General features: G+C 38.1%; 15 protein-coding genes and 1 pseudogene. 5 read left to right on the top strand and 11 right to left on the bottom strand.

The features are described from left to right. Nucleotides 1–619: pseudogene (locus tag VK541_RS16115) on the bottom strand (alginate lyase family protein); the annotation flags it as partial. A 1,021-nt stretch (nucleotides 620–1,640) separates the two neighbouring features. Here VK541_RS16115 and VK541_RS16110 point away from each other — a divergent pair. Continuing rightward, nucleotides 1,641–2,348, top strand: coding sequence for an NUDIX hydrolase (locus VK541_RS16110; RefSeq protein ID WP_324371346.1), 708 nt, complete (start codon nucleotides 1,641–1,643; stop codon nucleotides 2,346–2,348). 80 nt (nucleotides 2,349–2,428) lie between these two features. Next, nucleotides 2,429–2,731 (top strand): energy transducer TonB, encoded by a 303-nt coding sequence (locus tag VK541_RS16105; RefSeq protein ID WP_324371345.1) that lies wholly within the window; start codon nucleotides 2,429–2,431, stop codon nucleotides 2,729–2,731. A 356-nt stretch (nucleotides 2,732–3,087) separates the two neighbouring features. Here the strand turns inward: VK541_RS16105 and VK541_RS16100 are convergent, their stop codons facing one another. Next, on the bottom strand, nucleotides 3,088–4,440 hold the full coding sequence (locus tag VK541_RS16100) for a tyrosine-type recombinase/integrase (protein ID WP_324371344.1): 1,353 nt from the start codon (nucleotides 4,438–4,440) through the stop codon (nucleotides 3,088–3,090). Between the two features lie 743 nt (nucleotides 4,441–5,183). Here VK541_RS16100 and VK541_RS16095 point away from each other — a divergent pair. After that, nucleotides 5,184–5,390, top strand: a complete 207-nt coding sequence (locus tag VK541_RS16095) for an ATP-binding protein (protein ID WP_324371343.1) — start codon at nucleotides 5,184–5,186, stop codon at nucleotides 5,388–5,390. 330 nt (nucleotides 5,391–5,720) lie between these two features. Here VK541_RS16095 and VK541_RS16090 read toward each other — a convergent pair whose 3' ends face one another. The 9 genes from VK541_RS16090 to VK541_RS16050 all read right to left on the bottom strand — a co-directional run bounded on the left by VK541_RS16090 (nucleotide 5,721) and on the right by VK541_RS16050 (nucleotide 20,944). Beyond that, on the bottom strand, nucleotides 5,721–8,420 hold the full coding sequence (locus tag VK541_RS16090; protein WP_324371342.1) for a MutS-related protein: 2,700 nt from the start codon (nucleotides 8,418–8,420) through the stop codon (nucleotides 5,721–5,723). Nucleotides 8,421–8,428: 8 nt separating this feature from the next. Then, nucleotides 8,429–10,720, bottom strand: a complete 2,292-nt coding sequence (locus VK541_RS16085) for a Gldg family protein (RefSeq protein ID WP_324371341.1) — start codon at nucleotides 10,718–10,720, stop codon at nucleotides 8,429–8,431. A 20-nt stretch (nucleotides 10,721–10,740) separates the two neighbouring features. Beyond that, nucleotides 10,741–11,676, bottom strand: a complete 936-nt coding sequence (locus tag VK541_RS16080; RefSeq protein WP_324371340.1) for an ABC transporter ATP-binding protein — start codon at nucleotides 11,674–11,676, stop codon at nucleotides 10,741–10,743. A gap of 28 nt (nucleotides 11,677–11,704) precedes the next feature. Further along, entirely contained in the window at nucleotides 11,705–13,198 is a 1,494-nt protein-coding gene (locus tag VK541_RS16075; RefSeq protein WP_324371339.1) for a PKD-like family lipoprotein, read from the bottom strand. 29 nt (nucleotides 13,199–13,227) lie between these two features. Beyond that, a complete protein-coding gene (locus VK541_RS16070; protein ID WP_324371338.1) occupies nucleotides 13,228–13,938 on the bottom strand; it encodes a DUF4843 domain-containing protein in 711 nt (236 codons plus the stop codon). 30 nt (nucleotides 13,939–13,968) lie between these two features. Beyond that, on the bottom strand, nucleotides 13,969–15,399 hold the full coding sequence (locus tag VK541_RS16065) for a RagB/SusD family nutrient uptake outer membrane protein (RefSeq protein ID WP_324371337.1): 1,431 nt from the start codon (nucleotides 15,397–15,399) through the stop codon (nucleotides 13,969–13,971). A gap of 12 nt (nucleotides 15,400–15,411) precedes the next feature. Continuing rightward, nucleotides 15,412–18,966, bottom strand: a complete 3,555-nt coding sequence (locus VK541_RS16060) for a SusC/RagA family TonB-linked outer membrane protein (protein WP_324371336.1) — start codon at nucleotides 18,964–18,966, stop codon at nucleotides 15,412–15,414. Between the two features lie 191 nt (nucleotides 18,967–19,157). After that, the gene (locus VK541_RS16055; protein ID WP_324371335.1) at nucleotides 19,158–20,297 is read right to left on the bottom strand and encodes a FecR family protein; all 1,140 of its coding nucleotides are present in this window, start codon (nucleotides 20,295–20,297) and stop codon (nucleotides 19,158–19,160) included. A gap of 80 nt (nucleotides 20,298–20,377) precedes the next feature. Beyond that, complete coding sequence (locus VK541_RS16050; protein ID WP_324371334.1) at nucleotides 20,378–20,944, bottom strand: RNA polymerase sigma-70 factor; 567 nt, start codon at nucleotides 20,942–20,944, stop codon at nucleotides 20,378–20,380. A gap of 162 nt (nucleotides 20,945–21,106) precedes the next feature. Between VK541_RS16050 and VK541_RS16045 the strand changes: the two genes are divergently transcribed. Both VK541_RS16045 and VK541_RS16040 read left to right on the top strand, forming a co-directional pair. Then, the gene (locus VK541_RS16045) at nucleotides 21,107–21,238 is read left to right on the top strand and encodes a hypothetical protein (RefSeq protein ID WP_324371333.1); all 132 of its coding nucleotides are present in this window, start codon (nucleotides 21,107–21,109) and stop codon (nucleotides 21,236–21,238) included. 76 nt (nucleotides 21,239–21,314) lie between these two features. Continuing rightward, a partial coding sequence (locus VK541_RS16040) for a DUF1565 domain-containing protein (protein WP_324371332.1) occupies nucleotides 21,315–21,713 on the top strand: 399 nt, incomplete at its 3' end.

The following is a 21,713-nucleotide window of genomic DNA, read 5'->3' as shown; positions in this document are numbered from 1 at the left end:
CCGGGAAAAAACCGGTAATGAGCGGATAATACGCCGAAAGCAGCATGTGCTTGAACTGGGTAATGTCCTTTTGTTGCCATCCGGAATTAGAATATTTTAGGATCTCGGCGGCATTGCAGAACACATGGCCGGTCCAGCCAGCTAGCAATTTCGCGTCGTTATCATCAAAATCCCACAGTCTGGCCGACCAGGCATTAATTATCTCAATTGCTTTGTCCGCGTATTTTCTCTCGCCGGTCACATACCATAATATGGAGAGATTGTAAGCTTGCCCAGCGCCGGATGAAAGTTCAGAACCTCCGATCGCAGGTGAACCATACGATCCCCTGATCACATGTGTGAACGGCTTAGGATCGAAATCAAGGCGCGCGGACTTTAAGATCCTGTCAAAAGCGCCTTTCCAGGGCTGCTCACCTGCAAGTACCCGTTTTTTCATCAGGTCGAGGTCGGCACGTTGCTGCGAGATCCCCGGGTGAATAAATGGTTTAGGATGGTAAGATTTACCGGCGCCCTGCGAAAATGCCTGGCCAGCCGGCCCAATTAAAAGGAAAATAAGAAATAGCCGGACTGGAAGCGGGCCAAACTTAATACACCACGAAGCTTTGCTAAAATCTGTCATATCAATCAGACAGTTATACTTGGGGTTTGATACTCTATCCCCGAGATGATAATCCTGAAAAGGGTAACAATTAGTTCAGACCTCTTAAATTTTCATGCCATCTTTACCATGTGCAGGTTCCCAGTAACCCACCAAACCTTTCTGCTCGTCGAGTAGCGATTCACCTGGTCAAGGCCGTCTGATAATACCGGGATACCAGCTCAATGCATTTCTCCAATTAATGGACAGCAACTCGCCAGTTCTGTCTATTTCAGAAGAATTGGTCACAGTAATGGGCGCCTTTGTAGTTGTCTGTGAAATCGTCTGATGAGAAATCAGGATTGAAAGGACCAGGAATTTAAATAGTATTTTCGTTGTGTTTTTTTATCATCTTTAAACTGGAACCGGGAGCATAAAAAAGAAGCAGGTTCTCCATCCAGAGCACCTGCTTTTTAACCAAATGTATTCATCCATTAAAAAGAAATGAACAAATTCCGTATGGGAACCACACCAACGGTTTATTGTAAGAAATGAGCTTATGCACCATAATCTCAAGCCTTATTACAAATAAATTATTGACTGTCAAAATTTCCTTTATTAAAAACGGAACTCTCCGTTCAATCTTTATTTGTGATTAACTAACTATAGCATTGATAGCGAAATAAATATTCTATACTCAAAATTTATCGAATATTTATTTTATGTGAGTGTCCGATTTTGTTAGAACATGTTTGGCGCAGCCTGACTCTGCGACAGATCTTCAGATTTACCCGGTTGGCTAGCCCTGAAAATGTTTGTCAGTTGGTATAAATATTCGAGTGCATCAATATAAAAGCTTTGTTATCCGGGCGCTGGTATGGCTAGAGGCTACCTAGAGAAGATATGCCATCTTTTAGACCATAAAACCTGACGATTTGAGCGATTGTTAATGATGATTCGACCACTGGTTTACGCTATTGAGATCAGTGCTAAGTCAATAAACGTCAAAGCAACAATAATTATTTATTTGTGTAACTTGGCAGCCATTATTGTGTATTGATTTATGATCACTTATTCTAACCAGACCAGGATTCTGGTTGCCATAGACTGCATTATTTTCGGATTCGACGGAGAGCAATTAAAAATCCTGCTGATCAAAAGAAGCTTTCAACCTGAGAAAGGTAAATGGAGTCTGATGGGTGGTTTTGTGGCACCGGACGAAGGTATCAGCCAGGCAGCCGAAAGAATTCTAACCGAACTCACCGGACTGCACGATGTTTATCTTGAGCAACTGCAGAGTTATGGGGATCCCGACCGAGATCCTATAGAACGGGTAGTTTCTGTAGCATATTTCGCATTAATTGACATTAACAAATATCAAACACAAATCAGCAACCGTTACCAGGCCGAATGGATACCGATTAATGAGGCCCCCGCATTGATTTTTGATCATGACCTAATGGTAAAGGATGCAAAAAAACGAATCAGGTATAAAGCAGCGTTACATCCCATCCTCTTTGAGTTGCTCCCTTTAAAATTCACCATTCCCCAACTGCAAAACCTGTATGAACAGGTCTACCAGACCCCCATCGACAACAGGAATTTCATTAGAAAAGTCAATTCCACGGACTTACTGATCAAAACACTGGAAAAAGACAAATCCGGCTCGCGAAAAGGAGCATTTTACTATAAGCTGAACAAGACCAAATACAAGGCAAAATTCCAGTCTTTCCTGAATTTCATCCCTAATCCGGAAAGCCTGATAAACTAATCATCAAATGTTGCTAATTAATATTAGCTGAAGATTTCTTTTGTTAAAAAAATAAAAGTTAATTAGACGTTTATTTAATCATGATACAAACCAAATATTTCTGCGGCCCTCATCACCGCCGCCTGCATCAGCAGATCGCCCATAGGCGCAGAACCAGAGTTCCAGTCGCTGTAACTATCGAATTCACAGTTGGCCGGCAGGGAGAGTTAAAATATCCAAAGATCATCAACGGCTTGGGCAAATATTGCAACCAGGTTGTTATTGATGTCATCGATAACAGCCCGAGGTGGGTTCCCTGCTTAGTAAGAGGCAAAAAGGTAGAAGTTAAATATCAACTGGACATATCCTTTAAAATCGCAGGGCAGATGCCAACAAAAATTTAATCTGCGAAGACTGAAGTTTTCTTCCCAATACTCGGAAGCAGTTCATTGGAGATCCATATTTTCAATTCAGCATCCAAATCAACGTACCGGCAGTTTCCGCATTAAATCTGGAGATAGAACAATATACTTAAAAGCCACTTGCGTTCTTGGCCAGACTGATAGTTCCGGGTGCCAACGATCGGAAGATGTTTGCCTGGATCGACACTGTAAACAACTAAAGCTGAACCTCAATGCAATAAGCAACAAGAAAACAGGCAATTTATGTTTCCTAAATGGGCTGTATCAGTTCATTAATTATATTTGCGATAATTCCCTGGCGCTTTGTATCGAAAATCCTTGCCATTTAATATGACAGGTTACAAATTGAATTTTAAATATTGCTCTGCCAATAGCTTGGCTTTATCCTCATTATTTGCCTTGATATATCTTAGAAAACTTTCCTCTGTGGTGTGTCCGGTCACCGACCTTATTAGAAGGATTGGGATACCTGCTTTGAACATATTAGTAGCGTAACTTCTTCTGCAAGTGTGTGACCCTATTTGTTTCCATAAAGGCATTAATTCAACATTTACTTTATTCCCTTTAGTGTTCCTTACCTGTATTAATTTGGTTAATCCCGCTAACCTGGCTATCTCTCTGATGCCGTATAAAAATTTTATGTAAGGTGTATTTGGAAGTCGATCTGAATATTTAGTTAAATAAGGTCTTAATTTACTCATTATAGGAATCGTCACTCGTTGACCTGTTTTGATCTGTTGTACCCTGATAAAATCATTCTCGACTTTTTCAACCGCGAGATTATTCAAATCGCTAAATCGCAGTCCGGAATAACAGCCTATTAGAAATTCGTCTCTTAACCTTTCGCAAGCATCATAAGACAGCCTCGTGGTTTGTTTGCCGATGGTTAATTCGATATACTTCGTTTGATCCGAAAAGTCAAATTGAGCCAAAGCTTCAAGTTGTTCAGGTGAAAGTGCGATATCATCGCTTTCATACTCCGGACAAACAAAATCTTGTGGATTAAAATTAACGCCGGGTGCTTCGCTCATTATAGTTTTAATGTCTTTAATATGGTTGGAGAAAGTGGAGACTTCTCTGTTTTCTACATCAAAGCAAAAGGATCTGTAACTATCATAAAAGCTTTTGTCTATACAGCTGAATGTTAGGCTTTTCTTACCTTCATGCCGAAGATACCTTTCAATGGATTTTAATGTTTTACTATAATTTTTAATTGCGCTCACACTATATCTTCCACCTCTGTTTTTTCCTTTTTTAAGAATTCGTTTGCCAGATTTTGTATCGTCTATAAGTTCACTAAAAAAAGAAATGAAGTTTTCTGGGTGTTTCGGTAACCCTATAGGATTCTCAACTTTGAGTTTCCTGACGACGGCTGTTGGCTTATAGATCTCATCAAGAGCAAAAGCCAAGTCTGTTTTGGTAAAGTCTTTATTTTTGGCACTAGATACAATTGACACAGCACTTATCGCGAGATCAGATAATCTTTCATTGTAGGCAACTGCGTTAGGCGCAATACTTCTAATTGGTTTTATTGTTGTACTTTTATTACATTCTGGGCGAAAGAATTTTTTATTTGTACTTATTCCCGTGTAATATTGAAGTCTCTGACTGCTGAAGGAGTAGAACATATTTATCGCTTGATCGCCTGTTGATCCGACATAAGAATCTAGGTAAAATTTTGGTTTGGACATGTTAAAAGTGTATTTAATTCCATCAAATATTACCAACAAAATTAGCTACACTTTTTACTAAAATCTAACGATTACCAACACTTTTACCAACACTTTTTGTGATTGTCAGGGAGAGTTAAAAGAAGTACATGATCTTAAAAAACCGCGTTTCGGATAAAATAAGGCCGGTTTCAAAATTCAATGAAATTCTATCAAACTATATAATCTCATAATCGGTACGTCTCCCCGGAGCCTTTTTTATGCGTTTAAAGTCCAATTTAACCTAGTTTTTCATTTCATACATACAGATTTACATACACTTTTTTAGATTTTTAATGTATAAAATTCTCCAGTCATCACGATTTTTCCTGATAAATTAGGGGAATGAAAGAATACGTAATGACCATTAACTGTAACTTTGCTGTCAAAGATTGTCAGTATTTAAGCGCTTAGAATGGCAAGCATAGTATTAAAAGCAGTATTCTCGGCAGTACCATGGACAACCATTTGCTGCGCACACGGAAAGGATCCTGCTGAAATTGAAAATGCACTGAGCGAATACTGAATTTAAAAGATAAACCAAATGCAATTTTCTCCGCTTCAGATCGCATCATTACAACCACACTTTCAAAACTCAATCACCTTGGTAAGTTTACCTGTACAGTATTTTTACAATTTGATTCTGAACAGCATCAAGTACCACAGACCGAACCACGCCCCTGAAATCAATATCATCAGCTATAAACTAGACGATCAGGTCCGGATTGTATTTAAGGACAACGGCCTGGCATAGGCCTTCAGAAAAAGGCGGGGAAGTGTCTGGCCTGTACAAGCGCTTTCACGACCATGTGGAAGGAAAAGGGATCGGCCTGTATATGGTAAAAAAACAGGTGGAGTCCTTAATAGGCACAATCACGCTTGAAAGTGAAGTGGATCAAGGCACGGTATCTACCGTAGAATTCAATTTGTAACAAGCGGAGGCAAGACCGCAGCGATACTAAACGATCGACATCCGGAAACAACAAAGCAGTATTGGGTCTCCGGCCGATCGCTCCCGCGAAATACAGCTTTCCCGGCTAAGAACTCACTCTTTTCGTCGCCAGGGAGATCCTCCCGCATATTGGTGTTAAGTTCGGGTAATTTCAAGAAGGCGAGTCTTCGTTTACCTACTTCGCTGTCGGCGTCTATTTTACCTCCATGTTTTTTAATGATTTCCGCGCTGATATAAAGCCCAAGCCCTAAACCCGAAATTGACTTCCATTAGTTTCTGCCCGGTAATAGCGGTCAGGTATCGGAGAAAATCAGCGAGATTGGAGAAAAACTGAATTTGCTGTCTTGAGGATTTCAAGAATCCCTTCATTTTCAATGATCATCATACCATGTCTGTCTGTAGTAATTCCTCTTTGAAGTTTATAGGTATAGGTTGGGACTGCCCCATTCATTATTGTTGGCAGGTAAACAAATTGCATATTCTCGCATCTTTCTCTCAGCTCTTCCCCAACCTCAATGATGTGAGTAGAGATGACAAAAGAGCAATTTTTGTTTTCTCCGAATGCCTCTGTAACAGAAAGCGTAGCATCGTAGGCATCTTTAACATTTGTACCTTTAAACAGCTCATCAAAAATTACAATCAGATTTTTAGAGTCTCTAACTTCAAGTGCAATCTTTTTAACCCTTAATACTTCAGCGTAGTAGTGACTGTATCCCATGCTCAGGTTATCCGGAACATTTATAGAAGAATAAATACCATCTCTAACAGAAAACTCCAATTCTTTTGCAGATACCGGAAAGCCCATGTGAGCGAGATACAGTGAAACACCAAAGGACTTCATGAACGTTGACTTACCAGCCATATTAGCACCTGTTAAGAACATAATATTACTATCTCCGTTAATAAATAAGGAGTTATGCACAGCCTTACTGATACCAGGATGAGACAGGTCCTCAATGCGAATAGTATTACGTGTTCCCGGCAAAGTATGAGCATAAGAAAAACCTCTTTTTTTAGCAACGGCAGAAATGGCAATAACTACATCAAATTCAAAGATCATATCTGTAACCATCTTCAATTCCTGCCATAATTCATTTCTTAAAAGATGGCTGTATTTGGCTACGTTAAAAATAGTTATCGGTTGGTTTTCCTGCTCATTAAGCAGTGCTGTAATTCTTTTATCAGAAAATATTTTGTTAATAGACCTGATCTCTTCGTGATATGGATTTTTAGGATCTTGTGATTCAATCGTGTTTGTAAAAGCTTTCAAATCCTTCAATATCTTTATTGTGGCATAAAGTCCGGTTTTTACTAAATTATATTCAGTAGGCAAACCAAGATAATCCAGCCATTTTTTACGAAAGGTAGTCATGTACACCGCTAAAAAATTTTCAGTACCTGACACGCTAAGATAATTCTGCATCTCTGTAACCTTTTCGCTGTTAAAAGGAAACTTAAATTCTTTGTTTCCAAAATACCCGAAACGTTTACTCCGCTCATTAATCTTTACATCATCTGTTAATGGATGCTGAAACATTTTATCAAGTAATTTCTCTCCTCCCACGGTAATCACTTTATTGAAAATGCTGTAGATGGAGTTGTTTTTATACTTGCCCAGAATATTCAGATCGTCCATTGTCTGCTTATCTGTTACAAAGCCCGGTGAAGTGCTGGTATTATTCTTTCTGCTTTTTAAAACATCAATAATACCCTCATTATCAATAATGACCATTCCATGCCGGTCTGCCGAGATTCCCTGCTGAAGCTTATAGCTGTATACAGGCTTACCATCAACAATATCACTTGGCAGATAGCAAAAATTGATGTTATCAAATTGTGGTTTTAATGTTTCACCGGCTTCCAGAATATGTGTGGACACAATAAATTCACAATTTCTTTTTTTGGCAAATGCTGATGTTAATGCTACAGTTGCATCATAGGCATCCTTGACATTTGTTCCTCTAAAGAGTTCATCAAAAATAACGAACAGGTTCTTAGATAGCCTCAATTGCTCGGCAACCAATTTCACCCTTAATACCTCAGCATAAAAATGGCTGTATCCCATATTTAAATTATCCGGCAGGTTAATGGTGGTATAGATACCATCTCTAACAGAGAACTCCATTTTTGATGCAGCTACCGGAAATCCCATATGTGCCAGATACAATGCAATTCCCAGCGATTTCATAAAGGTCGACTTACCTGCCATATTCGCTCCGGTAAGAAAAATAATATTGCGATCAGGAGAAATATGTAAAGTATTGGGAACACCTTTTGCTAATGATGGGTGATAGACATCGTCCATGTTGATCACATGTTGCTCCTTACTTAAAGCCTTAGGAAATACAAAGCCACTTTGTCTGGCAACATTTGCTACCGTAATATAAACATCAAGCTTATAAATATGATACAACAGTTTTTTAATGCTGTCTCGATGCTCATATCTTAATAATTTATCATAAGCAGCAGTTTCAGCAAAAGCTAATTTAGCAAGTGCCTTTATATTAAACAGACTGCCTAATTCCGGGTGCTCTACTATTTCCAGCATCTGCTCCAGATCTTTTTGATAAGGAGTTTTTGACGCTGATGTATTAACCTGATTTAAAAATCCCCGTACACTGGTTAGAATTTCTATTACGGCACATACCCCATTAAATAGAACTTTATACTCAGCATCTGCACCAATCAGGTTATTAAACTTTCTGCCAAGCGTATTTTCTTCCTTCGCCAGCATACTTCTGCTATCTGTGTTATTCAGATATTGTTCTGCTGTATCAAAATAATCTGTTCTAAAAGGAAATACAGCAGCTATGGTATTAAAGTATTGGATGATCTGGCTGCGCTGATTAATGTCATCAATATCAGCCAATGGATAAAGAAAAAACTGCTCTAAAATTACCGAACCACCACGAGTGGCGGTTCGGTTAAACAGTTCATAAATAGATTTTCCTGAGCGCTTTCCAAATATATTAAGATCATCTAAGGTCTGTTTATCTGTTATAAAATTCATTATACTGGTTATTTTCCTCTACGGCGTATCCAAATAATTAAACTGGTAATAATAAGTGCAATTGGTAATCCCCATTTGAATATATAGACAAATACAGCCCAGGCATCCTCACCTATACTTAAAGAGGTATCTAAAGATGGGTCTCTCCTGGTATCGATAGGAACTTCTCCATCAGAAAGCCAATCAAATGCGGCATTGATCAATGAATAATTACTTGACATTATCCTTGGTCTGCTCATACTCAATTCTCCATTACTTAACCAGTCTGAATCGCCTGTAACCATTATCTTTTGTTCTTTTCCATTTACTTTTCTTGATAAAGCCAGAACAGTAGGATAACTTTTCTTTATCTCGCCTATTTTAGGGTCACATGTTAAAGAATCATCGATAAAATTGGTGGTTTTCAGTTCAGACCAGCTGGTTGAGTCGGTACGGAACAATGGAAGTACATCAAATCCTTTATCTGTTTTATAATCCAGTGCGGCAGCGCCCGGCATAGTTAACGGTAAATTGTTCTCACCCTGACGTTCCAGATAGTAAGAGAATTTACGTGCTTCCGGTGTAGGGCGCATCATCATTAGATCCGGTGTGAAATCTGGAAGTGGATTAACCAGTACACCTGTCAGGAATTGTACACCAATAAAATCTGCTATTGGATTTACATTTGCGATCTGGCCCGGTTCTCCTGAAAGGATCAGGTTTCCTCCCCGGTTGATATACTGTTGTAAATGACCCAGCTCTTTAGCACTTAGTGGTTTTCTAGGTTCTGCAACTATCAGTATTCTAATTCCGTTAGGAATATCCTTATCAAGTGTTACATCTTTAAAATCAAATCCCTGGTTAACTAATGCATAACGGAACCTTTTATCCTGGGCAAACCTCTTATAACCACGTTCATTCATCGAATTGCTGCTGCGCTCGCCATGACCATTAAGGAATCCAACTACCGGAAGTTTCATCGTCATTCTTTTAATAGCAGCGGTAATCTCAGTTTCAGATGGATAACGCATGAGATCGTCAAAAACCCTTAAAAAGGTTTTCTGGCCATTATCCGATTCTAACAAACTTACAAAGTGAAAATCTTCTGATTCCAGATCTGCTTTCTTTTCCAGGCCCTCATAAGGACCAGCGGTAAACTTCCAGTCATTTATCCTCTTTAATGAATCATAACGTTGTTTATCCGGAAGATCTGGATATCTCTTATCTAGAAACGGGTTCTCAGCTTTATGGTAATAGTAGTAATAATTTACTTTGATGTCTGGTTTAAACCGCAGATATCTTTTATAGCGGTCAATATCTACCTTTTGACCAATCGGCAAAGCCAGGAAGAAATCCTGGGCCAACATATTGGTAAAGGTAGAAATAGTCAATTTACTGTCGCCTAATCTTTTTATTACTTCCTGACTGCTTTTTGCTAAAGTATTTGTTTTATTCCTGGTCACATCAAATACTACCATCATTTTAGGTATGGTACTTACATAACCTACAATAGCTGCAAGTAAAAAAACAAAGGCATATCTGCTTGCAGCTACAGCAAAACTATTCTTCTGTTTACTCAACTGAAGTCTTAGAATGGCAAAACCTAAGAAAAGACCAGTTACAAGAAGAAAATATAAGATATCCTCGACGGTTAACATCCCTGAGAAAAAAGTTTCTGTTCTTCCGGAAATAGACAACCAATAGGTAATATCACGTACCATCGGAATATCCTGGGCTACACCATTTACATAGCCAAGAAAAGCAAGAATAGCCAAAGTCCCCATAGCTGAAACTACAGTATAGGAAGTAATTGATGACATAAAAAGCCCTATAGCTGCATAAGCACAGATCAGTAAATAGACTCCTAATAAACCGGTAAGCACCACCGGTGTGTCAACCATATTTAAGGTACTGATGGTAAAAACTGCGAATATGGCCGTAATGGCAGTTAATGCCAATCCATATATCATTAAAGACAAATACTTACCAAGAATAACCTGTCCGCTGGTTATCGGAGAGGACAACAACAATTTGATAGAGCCATGATTGTATTCCCGGCTCATTACCCCCATAGTAAGTAGAGGTACATAAAGAAACAGGTATTTACTGATCATTGAGTAGAACCCGAAAGGTCCTGAAAAGATCCCTAAAGTAGCACTATTGAGTTCTCTGCCCATTGCCTGGGCCCTGACCAAATTACTAAAGATATCTGTATAAAGGAGAGCAGATTGAAATGTGAAAATGACTAGTACCAGCCATGCCACAGGTGAATAAAAAAGGACCTGTAATTCGGCCTTTGCTATTTTATAGATTACTTTCATTAGAATATTTTATTCGCTGTTTAGTTTGATTGGACCTTTTTCTTAGATAATTCTGCAAAGACTGTATTTAATGAGCCTTTTTCCAGGGCGACTTCAATTAACCGCCAGTCTTTGTCGACACAGAACTTTATAAATTTCTCTATAATTTCTTTGTCATTGTCAAACTGCAAACGGTATTTTGTATTTCCAATGATCTCTACTCCCTGTATGCCTGGAATGCTTAACAGCTCTGCTTCCGGCGGACTGGCCAAAAGCGTTGCTGTAAACGTACTTGGCATGATGTAATTGTCGAACTCATTTAAAGATCCGGAGAAGATAATTTCTCCTTCATTGATCATCCAGATGTCGTCACATAAGGCCTGTACTTCCTGCAAAATATGTGTAGAAAGTAATACTGTCCTTTCCGTAGCAATATCTTTAATCAAAGACCTTGCTTCGAGGATCTGGTTTGGATCCAGACCATTTGTAGGCTCATCTAAAACAATAAAATCCGGTTTATGAATAATTGCCTGGGCTATACCAACCCTTTGCTGATATCCTCCTGAAAGGTTTTTAATGATCCGCCCTGAAAAATGACTGATCTGACATTTCTCCATCACCTCTTCAACTGCAGATTTAATGGTATTTTCAGGCATCAGTCTTAAACCGGCACAATATTCAAGATATTCCTTGATGGTCAGTTCCAGCTGTAAAGGTGGTTGCTGAGGCAAAAAACCAATGTGTTTCTTTGCAACAACAGGCTGTTCCCTTAGGTTGATACCATTAATATAAACATCTCCCTGACTTTGGTTCAATACTCCGCAGATGATGTTCATGAGCGTTGATTTGCCGGCGCCATTAGCGCCGAGCAAACCATAAATACCCTTTTCTTTAAATTCAAAATTGATGTCCTTAATCGCCCATTGCGCATTGTAGCGATGAGAAAGATTAGTGACTTTAATGATTGGTTCCTTCATGTGTCTAATTTTATCTAACTTATTTTAATTATATTTTGTAGCTTTTAAATGCAACATGCACCACTTTACCCAAACCAGTAAGTCTATGCACCTCTTTGCTTTTACCTGACAGCAATACTTCATTACTGATATCATAGATGATAACTGTTCCATTTTCCAATCCAACAGCGATAGTTCTGGAATCATGATCCATTTCTACTGTTGTAATTTTATCAGTAAACTTTTCATATGTCTTCATCGTCGCACCGGTTTCCACATCAAAATAATAGAGATCTTTACCTCCCGTTCCCGTAAAAAACAGATAATTCCTGTTCCTGATCGCCAGATAAATACTCTTGTTATCTACAAGATCAGAACCTAAAAATGGAACTCTTCTTAAAGGAGTTAATATCGGTCCGCTGGTTTTAAATTCGAAATTCTGAAAATATAATTTACGATCATCCGGACTTCTGATGAGCATACCGCCATTTATATTATCATAATTGTCAATAAAAGAACTACCCCATACGTATTCCCAATTACCCAGATCCTGCAATGAAGTATAATTTCCAGGATAACCATTTTTAGGTAATGGAAATTGTCTTATTACAATTCCCCCTCCCGGATAAAATAAAGAGCCATCAGCAAATAACATTCTTTTATTTAGTTTATCATACATAACACCCAGGTTAGATGTCTTATACCACGAATCCCAGATATCTGTAATTTTCATACCCTTTTCTACGCTCAGCGGAGAGCTCATCCAGGGAATAGTAAAAGCAGCGGCTCCATTAAAAAATCTGCCATACATATCTCCATTGCTATTAACCAGTAAGTCGGTTGCATTAAAGAAAGCTAAATCTACTGGCTCAAATGGATTTGGTACTTCACGAGTAAAAGATTTAGAGGCAACAAGCTTCTTCTTATAATCATTACCACCTAAATCCAACGAACCTTGTCCTCCATATTGGATCACAAATATTCCATTAGTTCCCCTCATCGTATATGGGAAGATCTTATATGGCTGTTTACCCATAGGTTCATTATTTGCTTTCTGATACAATCCGGTGTAATCGGTATACTTTGTTGTAGTAGCATTATAAGTAATGTGACCAACCTCAGAGTTACCTGCAGCATCTTCATATAAGAGCGACCATCCACTTGTAAACGGAGATGATATAGATATTCCTAAATAAGAGGGTGTAGTATAAATCAATCCATTCCTTCTATCTGTCATGTAATACTTTACAACTATGCCGGCAAATTCGCTTGCATAATACTTGAACTCTGGAGTATTAGAGTAAAGTTTACCCGCTACATACCAGGCATGATCAAAATAAACAGAATCATTTTTGTCTTTAAATGTTCTTACCGGCTGATATTTAATAGAATCGCCAACAAAGGCCGTTATATTAGGGCCGAAATTAACAGAGACTGCATCAGCAGGCGAAAAATCGTAATTACCCTTATCTTTTACACATGAGCTTATAAACAAAGTACAAAGGCCCAGCAGGATAGATGTTAATATGAATTTTATTTTCATTTTAATATTGTTTAATTAAAAAATTAAGATTAACCAATTAAAGGGACTGATCCCAGCATATCACTACTATCATCTTCTAATACCGGAGTTCCAAGATCCCTCATCCTGATTAAATAATACTTAAACTCGAGCATAAGGTCTCGTCTCTGTTCTGTAGTGAAGACCTCCAGATCTCCTACTCCTGTTACTTCAATAAATGTTCTGAATTTTTTATCAGAATATATCCCCAGGTAAGTACTTGTCATCGTAGCATCCCACCATGCAGGTTTAGAAATTTTGTCTGTAATGCGCAATACCTGTCTTCGGCTGATCAATTCTCCAAGATTAAAATTATTGTTGGCAACAAGATCCAGCACCAGTAAAGTTTCTTTACCTTTTAACTCGTCTTTTCTAAATACATTAACAATGATGGTATCTTGTGCCTGGCCTTTTTTAAAAGTACCTTCATGATCTACTTTGAACAACGAAGGAAAAGCAGTTGTAGCTTTATCATCCACATGAATTGAAAATGGTAGATCCTCAGTTGTTTTAAATCCAATCATCTTTACCGGTAACTTAACCTGAAACTCATCCTTATCAGGATACAAGAAGAATGAAACAGGAATTGTATCTGTATATTTATTAACAAACTGCAGGTAACGATCTCCATGATACGGCAGAATTTCATTACGTTTACAAGAAGTAATCCCAATCAAACATGCAACAGCACCTAAGATTAGTTTTGTTTTTATAGTGTACATAATTTTTACTTATTCAGATTTATTGATAAATTATCTTTCTTCTTCTGGAACCGGAGCTGTAAATCTGTCATTTACCTCGATTGTCTGATTACCCAGTACCATTGGCCTGTTTAGCCTTTTATAAGCAAATATGGTCTGACCCTCAGACATGTACTCACGTCTGTACTCCAATAACAATTCCGCATAGTATCCATTTTCAGTGATATCCTGAAAGGCGCTGGATTTTCCACGGGCACTGCGTATTTTATTCAAAAAAATCAATGCATCAGTAGTATTCCCTTCCCTGTACAAACATTCACTATAAATGTAATAGGCCTCGCTTAGCCGAACTACCGGCATAATCAGGTTTTGTGAAGTCTGAGAAATAGATTCCAGCCATTTATAAGAAACGTTATCACTCGTATTGATTATATTTCTACGGTAATCGCGTTCAGCTGCAGGAAAAAAAGCCTGATAACTTGTATTTAGCTGAAAAGTAAGATTTCCTCTGTAATTTTTGATATTTGTAATTAGTTTTGGATCGTAAAATGCCAGCAACAAATCTTCTGGTAACTTTTGAGATCTTGTAACATTATTTGTAAGGTATTCCGGAGTAAATCCAAACCACTTTTTGCCATCCGGTCCAAAATCGTAAACAAGACGAGCCGCTTTCTTAGCTTTCGCATAATCACCTGCATACATTGCAGCTCTAGCCAGCAAAGCATTGATACCTACATAGTTCAATCTGTTCATGCGAAAAGTGAAGAACACAAGATCCTGTGAAGAAGTCCCATCCATTCTATATACTAATCCACCACTTAAGTATAATGGATTGGTAGTAAGATCATTTTCTTCAACAAGCGCCTGAGCTTGTTCAAAATCTCTGATAATTCTTACCATGATCTCTTTTGTAGTTAAGGCTTCAGCTATATGTGCCGGATATATTTCCTGATAAGGCACAAACGGTTCCTGATTGTTTCTTATAGCAGCCGGCGAAAAAATACGTACCAGATCAAAATGCAATAATGCTCTCAGCGCCAGCGCCTCACCTTTGATCATGTTTTTTTCAGATCTGCCATATTGAAAAAAGGAATCGTCTTTAGATTCTATTTCACTAAGCAGTTTGTTGCAGTTAGCAATCACGGTATATGCTTTTCTCCATATGTCAGCCAATGATCCTTTAATATTATTGTTTTTTAAATCTGCATTTGAAGCACTTTTGAGCTCATCATTCAAATAAAACGAATAATAATCATTTGCCATTGCGCTGTTAATACCCCAGGTAAGTTGTCTCCCGTATAATTGTGGAGCAGCTACCAACTGATAAATCCCATTCAATGCAGTTCTAAATCCCTTAGAGTCAGAAAAAAGTGATTCATCACTTACTCGATCTGTTGGTTGTATATCCAGCCACTTTGTACATGACGATAAAACGGTCATAACAAAAGCAGTAAATATTATTAATCTGATATTTTTTTTCATAACTGGTTTGTTCTAAAATCCTAAATTCAATGAAAGGTCAAATGATCGGGCAAAAGGATATTCTAATCCTCTCTCTTGTTTCACAGTAGATATTTTAAATACATTATTGGTATTTAACTGAATACGAAACATGTTTATCCTGCCTAATCTTTTCAATGCTTTTTGATCAAACTGGTATCCTACACTTAATGAATTAAGTGAAATGGAATTGGCCCGTTGTATAAACCTTGATGTCGGCCGGGTAGTCCAGGCGATATCTGCTATGTTTTTGAAACTTGCAACATCTCCAGGTTGCTTCCATCGGTCATTTAAAAATCTGATGTCTGCATTACGGTTATAGATATCAACATTTTCTACTTTATCAAGCAATGTACTGTTGTATTCATCACGCCCATATTCATACAAGAAAGAGGCAAACATTGATATATTTTTATAACTGGCGTTTAAACCAAATGCGCCTTGTCCTTTAGGACTTAACTCACCAATAATCACTTGATCTTCCGCACTCCATTCTGTGGTAAGCGTACCATCTTTGCGTACAAATATCTCCTGTCCATCCATGGGATTGATGCCTAAGGATTTCATTCCAAATAATGATGTGAGTGACCCACTCTCTACATATTTGATGTGCGGTGTAGAAAATTTGGTTTTGGCAGCTGAAGAGTTTAAAGCAGCCGCGACAGAATAGTTATCATACTGGTTGTCTACCAAATCATTATAAGCTTTTAGTGCTTCCGAGATATCTTTTAGTTTATTAGTGTTGGACGCATAGTTACCATAAACCGCTAAATTGAAATCTTTTCTGCGAAGAACATCATAACGAAACCTGATTTCATACCCTTTATTTTCAACTTCACCAATATTACCTTTATACTGCGGGAAACCTGATGACAAAGGAAGATTAATATCAGTTACAAGATCCTGAGTATTTTTTCTGTATAAATTGAAATTAAGTGTTAAACGATCTTTCAACAATCCTAAATCAAATATCAAATCAAATGTTCTTGTTTTTTCCCAGCTTAAAAATGGATTACCCATATAATACAATGTCACACCAGGCCCTGTACTATACCAGTTACTGGAAATCGAGTAGTTATCTTTAGATGCAAAAGGCGGAAAATTAGTCTTTCCTAATTGTCCTGTATTTGCAGTAATACGGGCCCTGCTTATTATTGGGATATTTTTAACAAAGTCATATTTATGTAAATTCAATCCTGTTCCCAATGACCAGAACGGTGCAAACTTACTTTTTGAACCAAATTCTGATGAACCGTCAAGACGTGTAGAAACATCAAAAAGGTAAATGTCTTTAAATGAATAGTTCATCGTTAAAAACGTACCAAATAATCTTGATTGTGATTCTCCATATAATGGCTTATCCACAACTTTACTGGCAAGGTTAGGTGTATGCTGACTTCCTGAAGCAAAGCCTGTATACATTGATGAGTTACTTGTAGCAGAATTTTGAAATGCATTGATACCTAATGACAAGTTGATATTGTGATTGTCTATACTTTTCACATAGTTCGCAAAGGCATTGGCATTAATACCTAATGATTTGCCTGATCTCAGATCCAGACTGCCAATTGTGGTATAATCAGTTTTTGCATCAATATAATATCTTCCTGATGCCGGATCAATGAAGTTCTCACTACTATTTTCAGTCCTGGTAATAGATAAAGTACCTCTAAGTTGTAATCCCTCTATAACTGTCCAGTTAAGAGAGAGGTTGTTACTCATCGTTGTAGTATTACCAATACTATAGTTTTGTGTATTTCTTGCCTCATATAATGGGTTAACCAGATTTAACATATTTGTTATACCACCATGCCAGCCAAAAGTATTTTTCTGGATTACTCCATTAATGTCATAAATCTCATCATATGGCGCCTTCCATGTATAATCTCCAAAGCTACCATAAGGTGAATTTTTAGAATCTACCACATCAAAATTCATATCGTTACGAACCTGAAAATTTTTCAGCCTGTATTCCAGCGATAGGCCTGCACCAGCACGTTTTCTGGCAGATTCTTTCATTACACCATTTTGATGATCCATTCTAAGCGCCACACCAAAACGAACTTGATCAGTACCTCCATCTATATTTAAGGTATGCTTCTGGTTATATTCATTAGCCAGAGGTTGACTTATCCAATCAGAATTTACACCTCGCAATACCTGAGATTGCTTTCTTAAATACTCATCAGTTAAATAGAGTGCGTTGGCGGGCGCTGTTATACTTTTTATTACATATGATCCGGCTAAACGCTCTGCCTCTAGTTTTTGGGCGGCATTCATCAGGTTATAATCAGAAAGATCAGGAGCGGTAAGCGTCCCTACAAAATTATAACCGATACGCAGTTTACCGGGTATTGGTGGAACGGTCTCAATAACAATAACACCATTTGCCGCCCTTGAACCATAAACAGCGGTCGCAGCCGCATCTTTTAAAATGGTCACCGATTTGATCTGATTGATATCAAAATCATAGATCCTTTGCGCGGTAACTTCGTATCCATCCATGATGAATATTGGCAAGTTCGGGTTATTTGTTAGTGCTGTTTGAGATAAATCTGTATTTGCATCTAATTCTTTTACACCGATACCAGAACGTCCCCTTACATAAAACTCAGGCATTGTATTTGGGTCAGACCCTCTCAGATTATTTACCTGTACCCGAAAAGATGGATCAAATACCTGGAGTATATCTACTATATTTCGGTTACCAACTTGCAAAAGCTGTTCCTTGGTTACTTTAATTGAATTCCCGGTAAAACTTTCCTTGCGCACATTACTGTATCCGGTAACAACGACATCATCCAAATTAATCAAGCGGTGCTTCATAATAATCCGAAGGGACAATAGGGGATCTTTTACCCTTATTTCTTGCGGCTCCATTCCTATATAAGAAAAAGTAAGGATGGCATCTTTTGAAGCTGAAATTATTTCAAAATGCCCGTCATCTTTAGAAAACACAGTGGTTTCTTTCCCTTTAATGGCTATGGATACACCCGATATCGGCTTACCCAGAGAATCTGTTACTATGCCTTTTATTACAATCTGCTGTGCTTTAACATCTGCCGTATCATCAAAGAAGTTCTTTAGTTTATCAATCAAACCCTCGTCTCTTTTTTTTATGATAACAGTTTTGTTATCTTTTATTTCATAAGTAAGCGTTTGGTTCTGAAAGCATTTGGACAGCACTTCCTCCAGATCGGCATTTTTCACTTTTATTGTGATGCGATCCATATTCTTAAGTAAGTCCATATCCATGAAAAAATCATACCCGGTTTGATTACGGATTTCGTTGATGATGTCATACAATGGTGCATTTACTTTATCAATTGAGATTTGCTGCGCATGTAAAATCCCGGCAGATACGTTAACAAGAGAGAAAGTAATAAAACATACAATCAGTGTAATTCGCATAAATATTAATTTTATTAACATCATATATCGTAATTTCGGGTGGGCAGGCATGTCGTAATTGTAAACTGATTTACCTTGCAGAAATTTGAAAATACGATGATTAGAATAGCCAAAAAATGGCGATTTAAATTCATACATTTGTTAGGTTAGGTTTATCTCCACAGTATAAGTAGGTCATTACTAGACCTCGGTCTGTGGTGGGGGTTTTTAATTTTGGTTGATCCTATAATTTAAAATCCGATTATTTCATCGGGGATAGACATTAACTTTACACCAGGAGTGCTTGCAACCACTCCTGGTCTGTTTTAAGGCTTATCCATTATGTAAAGTTATTTCATAACGGTAACCCTCCTTCCCTCAATCTTAAAGTGAACATTACCAGCTGATTCTATAATATCTAATATTGCAGAAAGATTCTTTGTCCTGGATATTTTACCCAGGAACTTTAATTTACCATTAAAATTATCCTGATATATAATTTCCACATTATACCATCTTGCCACTTTTGCCATGATGCTTTCCAGGCTTTCACTAAATTTAAAATACCCGTCTTTCCATGCAGTAATTTCTTCGAGGTCGGGATTTAATATCAGGTGGCTTTCTGATTTGGAAAGCAGCATTTGTTGCCCCGGATTTAGTATAGTTTCCTGCAAACTGTCTTTCAATCTGTTTAGGATTTTAACTTTGCCTTCTAAAAGGGTTGTCTTGGTTAGACTTTCATCCAAATAAGCCGCTAAATTAAAATGGGTACCCAATACTTCAACTTCCTGCCCCCTGCTCTCTACTATGAAAGGATGCTCCTTATCTTTTCTAACTTCAAAATATCCTTCTCCTGTTAGTAATATCTTGCGTACTCTTCCATTAAATTGTGTTGGAAAACTAATCTTTGAATCAGCGTTAAGCCATACCTTCGTCCCATCGGGCAAGGTAAACTGGTAAGTTTGCCCGCGAGCCGTACTAGCCGTCAAATTCTGCACCCCACCTTTGGATTCTGTAAGTGAGGAGACCGGTACTTGGCTACCATCATCATATTTTAAATGCATCCCACCAACCACCACTCCAGTCTTAGCATCACTCAACTGTATCACCTTACCATTAGCTAGTGTAATCGTTGCACCGTTCTTGCCCGGTGCGACGTCTTGAGAGCGGGCTCCGAATTCAGTTAGGAGTCCGGAGTCGTCATGACGAGCCGCATTAAAGAAATAGACACCGAAGACTATAGTAGCTATCGCTGCAGCGGCCACCGAGATATGCGGCCACAAACGGTAAGACTTTTTAACTTCTGAAGAACCTAAATCAAGATTACCCCATACTTGAGCTTTTATTTCCTCGTATTTTTCCTCGGAAATGAATTGGGTATATTGATTATCCTGAAGGTTATATGCACGCTCTACCAGTAACCTTTCTTCAGGAGTACATTCTCCTGCAAAATACTTGTCAAGCAACTCTTTAGCTTCTTTATTGTTCATATTCTTATCTCCTCTCGGGTCCCCTATAAATATATGAGCCCTAAAGGAGCATTTGGTATTAGATAAAAATGAAATTAATGTTAAACAAATAGGGAGAGGCTCTTATTTAGTGTTTCACGCATGATTTTGAGGGCATTGCTTACCTGCCTTTTTACAGTATGATCTGACAGATCCAACTGTTCTGCAATCTCTTTATACGAAAGTTCATGCACTCTGCTCAGTTCAAATACCTCACGCATCTTTGGAGGCAGCTTTGCTAATCCCGCTTCGATCTTTTTGGTCAGCTCTTTTTCTGCAATACTTTGATCTGTACTTGCTACACATGATTCAAATTCATTTCGTAAAGTAGATAAATACTGATCTGCAACCTTACTATGCCTGATCCGTTTGAGTACCCGATACCTGGTAGAGGCATATAGAAAAGAGCGAATTGAAGTATGGATTTCCAGCTCTCCCGCTTTTTCCCAAAGCATCTGGAAAATATCCTGAACGACATCCCTGGCCTCATCCTCATCATGAAGCATATCCAGAGCATGCCGGAAAAGTAACTGCAAATACCTTTCATAGATTTGGGCAAATGCTATCTGGTCGCCCTGCTGTAACAAAACAAACAGTTCCTGATCAGTATATGAATTATAAGCCGCCATCGTTTCGGGTTAGTGCCTCTGCACTAAATTAATAATAAGTACAGCAATATTATACTATTCCCATGATATAATGTTAAATACGGATGAACTATTTATGATTTTTCAGTGCTAAAAGCGTTTAAAGGGACTAAAGGTGAATTCATTTAAGAAAACTGGAGAGCCATGCAGGCTAACTCAAAGGGTACGGCTTCGACGATGTTTTGCTGCAAATTGGGTATTTCATCGAAAATGGCCAGGCTGGATATTCCGCTGCATAGTACGCCACGATTCCGCTACAAAACACTTCGTATTTAAACTGACGGCTAAATTTCCTATATTATAAATGACCTAGAATTGCATCAATTCTACACCTATTTATGTAGAATTAAATATGATTTCAGTATCTTTAAACTATCCTGATCAGGACAATCAGGATTTTATTTTCAGAGGTTCGACGTTACAAATGTTCCGCAAAGAGAAGAAAGATAATTCAGCTACTGATGGCAAATTAATTCCATTCATGATCTCCTCATCTGCCCGCACGGATTTCCCTGCATTCCTATCAAGGTTAGTGCTTTATACTTTAATTGGTTTTAATCTTCCTGCTACTGCGCAACATAGACCTGCGAAGATCTATGTTGCGCAACTGGACCCAAAGGCTTCTGATGCGGACAATGCTCAGGGAACGGCAGAACATCCGTTTAAGACGATTGCAAGGGCATTCCGCACGGTTAAACCTGGTGACCGCGTGGTCATTCGCAAAGGTATTTATAGGGAAAGCGCGGATCTG

The organism is Pedobacter sp., from assembly GCF_035317785.1.
Lineage (GTDB): Bacteria > Bacteroidota > Bacteroidia > Sphingobacteriales > Sphingobacteriaceae > Pedobacter.
The sequence above is the reverse complement of the archived record's forward strand: the minus strand, read 5'-3'. Positions and strand labels throughout refer to the sequence as shown.

What these genes read in the sequence shown, in the direction of transcription:
- VK541_RS16110 (WP_324371346.1), top strand. Translation starts at nt 1,641, where the DNA reads ATGATCACTTATTCTAACCAGACCAGGATTCTGGTTGCCATAGACTGC.
- VK541_RS16105 (WP_324371345.1), top strand. Translation starts at nt 2,429, where the DNA reads ATGATACAAACCAAATATTTCTGCGGCCCTCATCACCGCCGCCTGCAT.
- VK541_RS16100 (WP_324371344.1), bottom strand. Translation starts at nt 4,440, where the DNA reads ATGTCCAAACCAAAATTTTACCTAGATTCTTATGTCGGATCAACAGGC.
- VK541_RS16090 (WP_324371342.1), bottom strand. Translation starts at nt 8,420, where the DNA reads ATGAATTTTATAACAGATAAACAGACCTTAGATGATCTTAATATATTT.
- VK541_RS16085 (WP_324371341.1), bottom strand. Translation starts at nt 10,720, where the DNA reads ATGAAAGTAATCTATAAAATAGCAAAGGCCGAATTACAGGTCCTTTTT.
- VK541_RS16080 (WP_324371340.1), bottom strand. Translation starts at nt 11,676, where the DNA reads ATGAAGGAACCAATCATTAAAGTCACTAATCTTTCTCATCGCTACAAT.
- VK541_RS16075 (WP_324371339.1), bottom strand. Translation starts at nt 13,198, where the DNA reads ATGAAAATAAAATTCATATTAACATCTATCCTGCTGGGCCTTTGTACT.
- VK541_RS16070 (WP_324371338.1), bottom strand. Translation starts at nt 13,938, where the DNA reads ATGTACACTATAAAAACAAAACTAATCTTAGGTGCTGTTGCATGTTTG.
- VK541_RS16065 (WP_324371337.1), bottom strand. Translation starts at nt 15,399, where the DNA reads ATGAAAAAAAATATCAGATTAATAATATTTACTGCTTTTGTTATGACC.
- VK541_RS16060 (WP_324371336.1), bottom strand. Translation starts at nt 18,966, where the DNA reads ATGTATGAATTTAAATCGCCATTTTTTGGCTATTCTAATCATCGTATT.
- VK541_RS16055 (WP_324371335.1), bottom strand. Translation starts at nt 20,297, where the DNA reads ATGAACAATAAAGAAGCTAAAGAGTTGCTTGACAAGTATTTTGCAGGA.
- VK541_RS16050 (WP_324371334.1), bottom strand. Translation starts at nt 20,944, where the DNA reads ATGGCGGCTTATAATTCATATACTGATCAGGAACTGTTTGTTTTGTTA.
- VK541_RS16045 (WP_324371333.1), top strand. Translation starts at nt 21,107, where the DNA reads ATGCAGGCTAACTCAAAGGGTACGGCTTCGACGATGTTTTGCTGCAAA.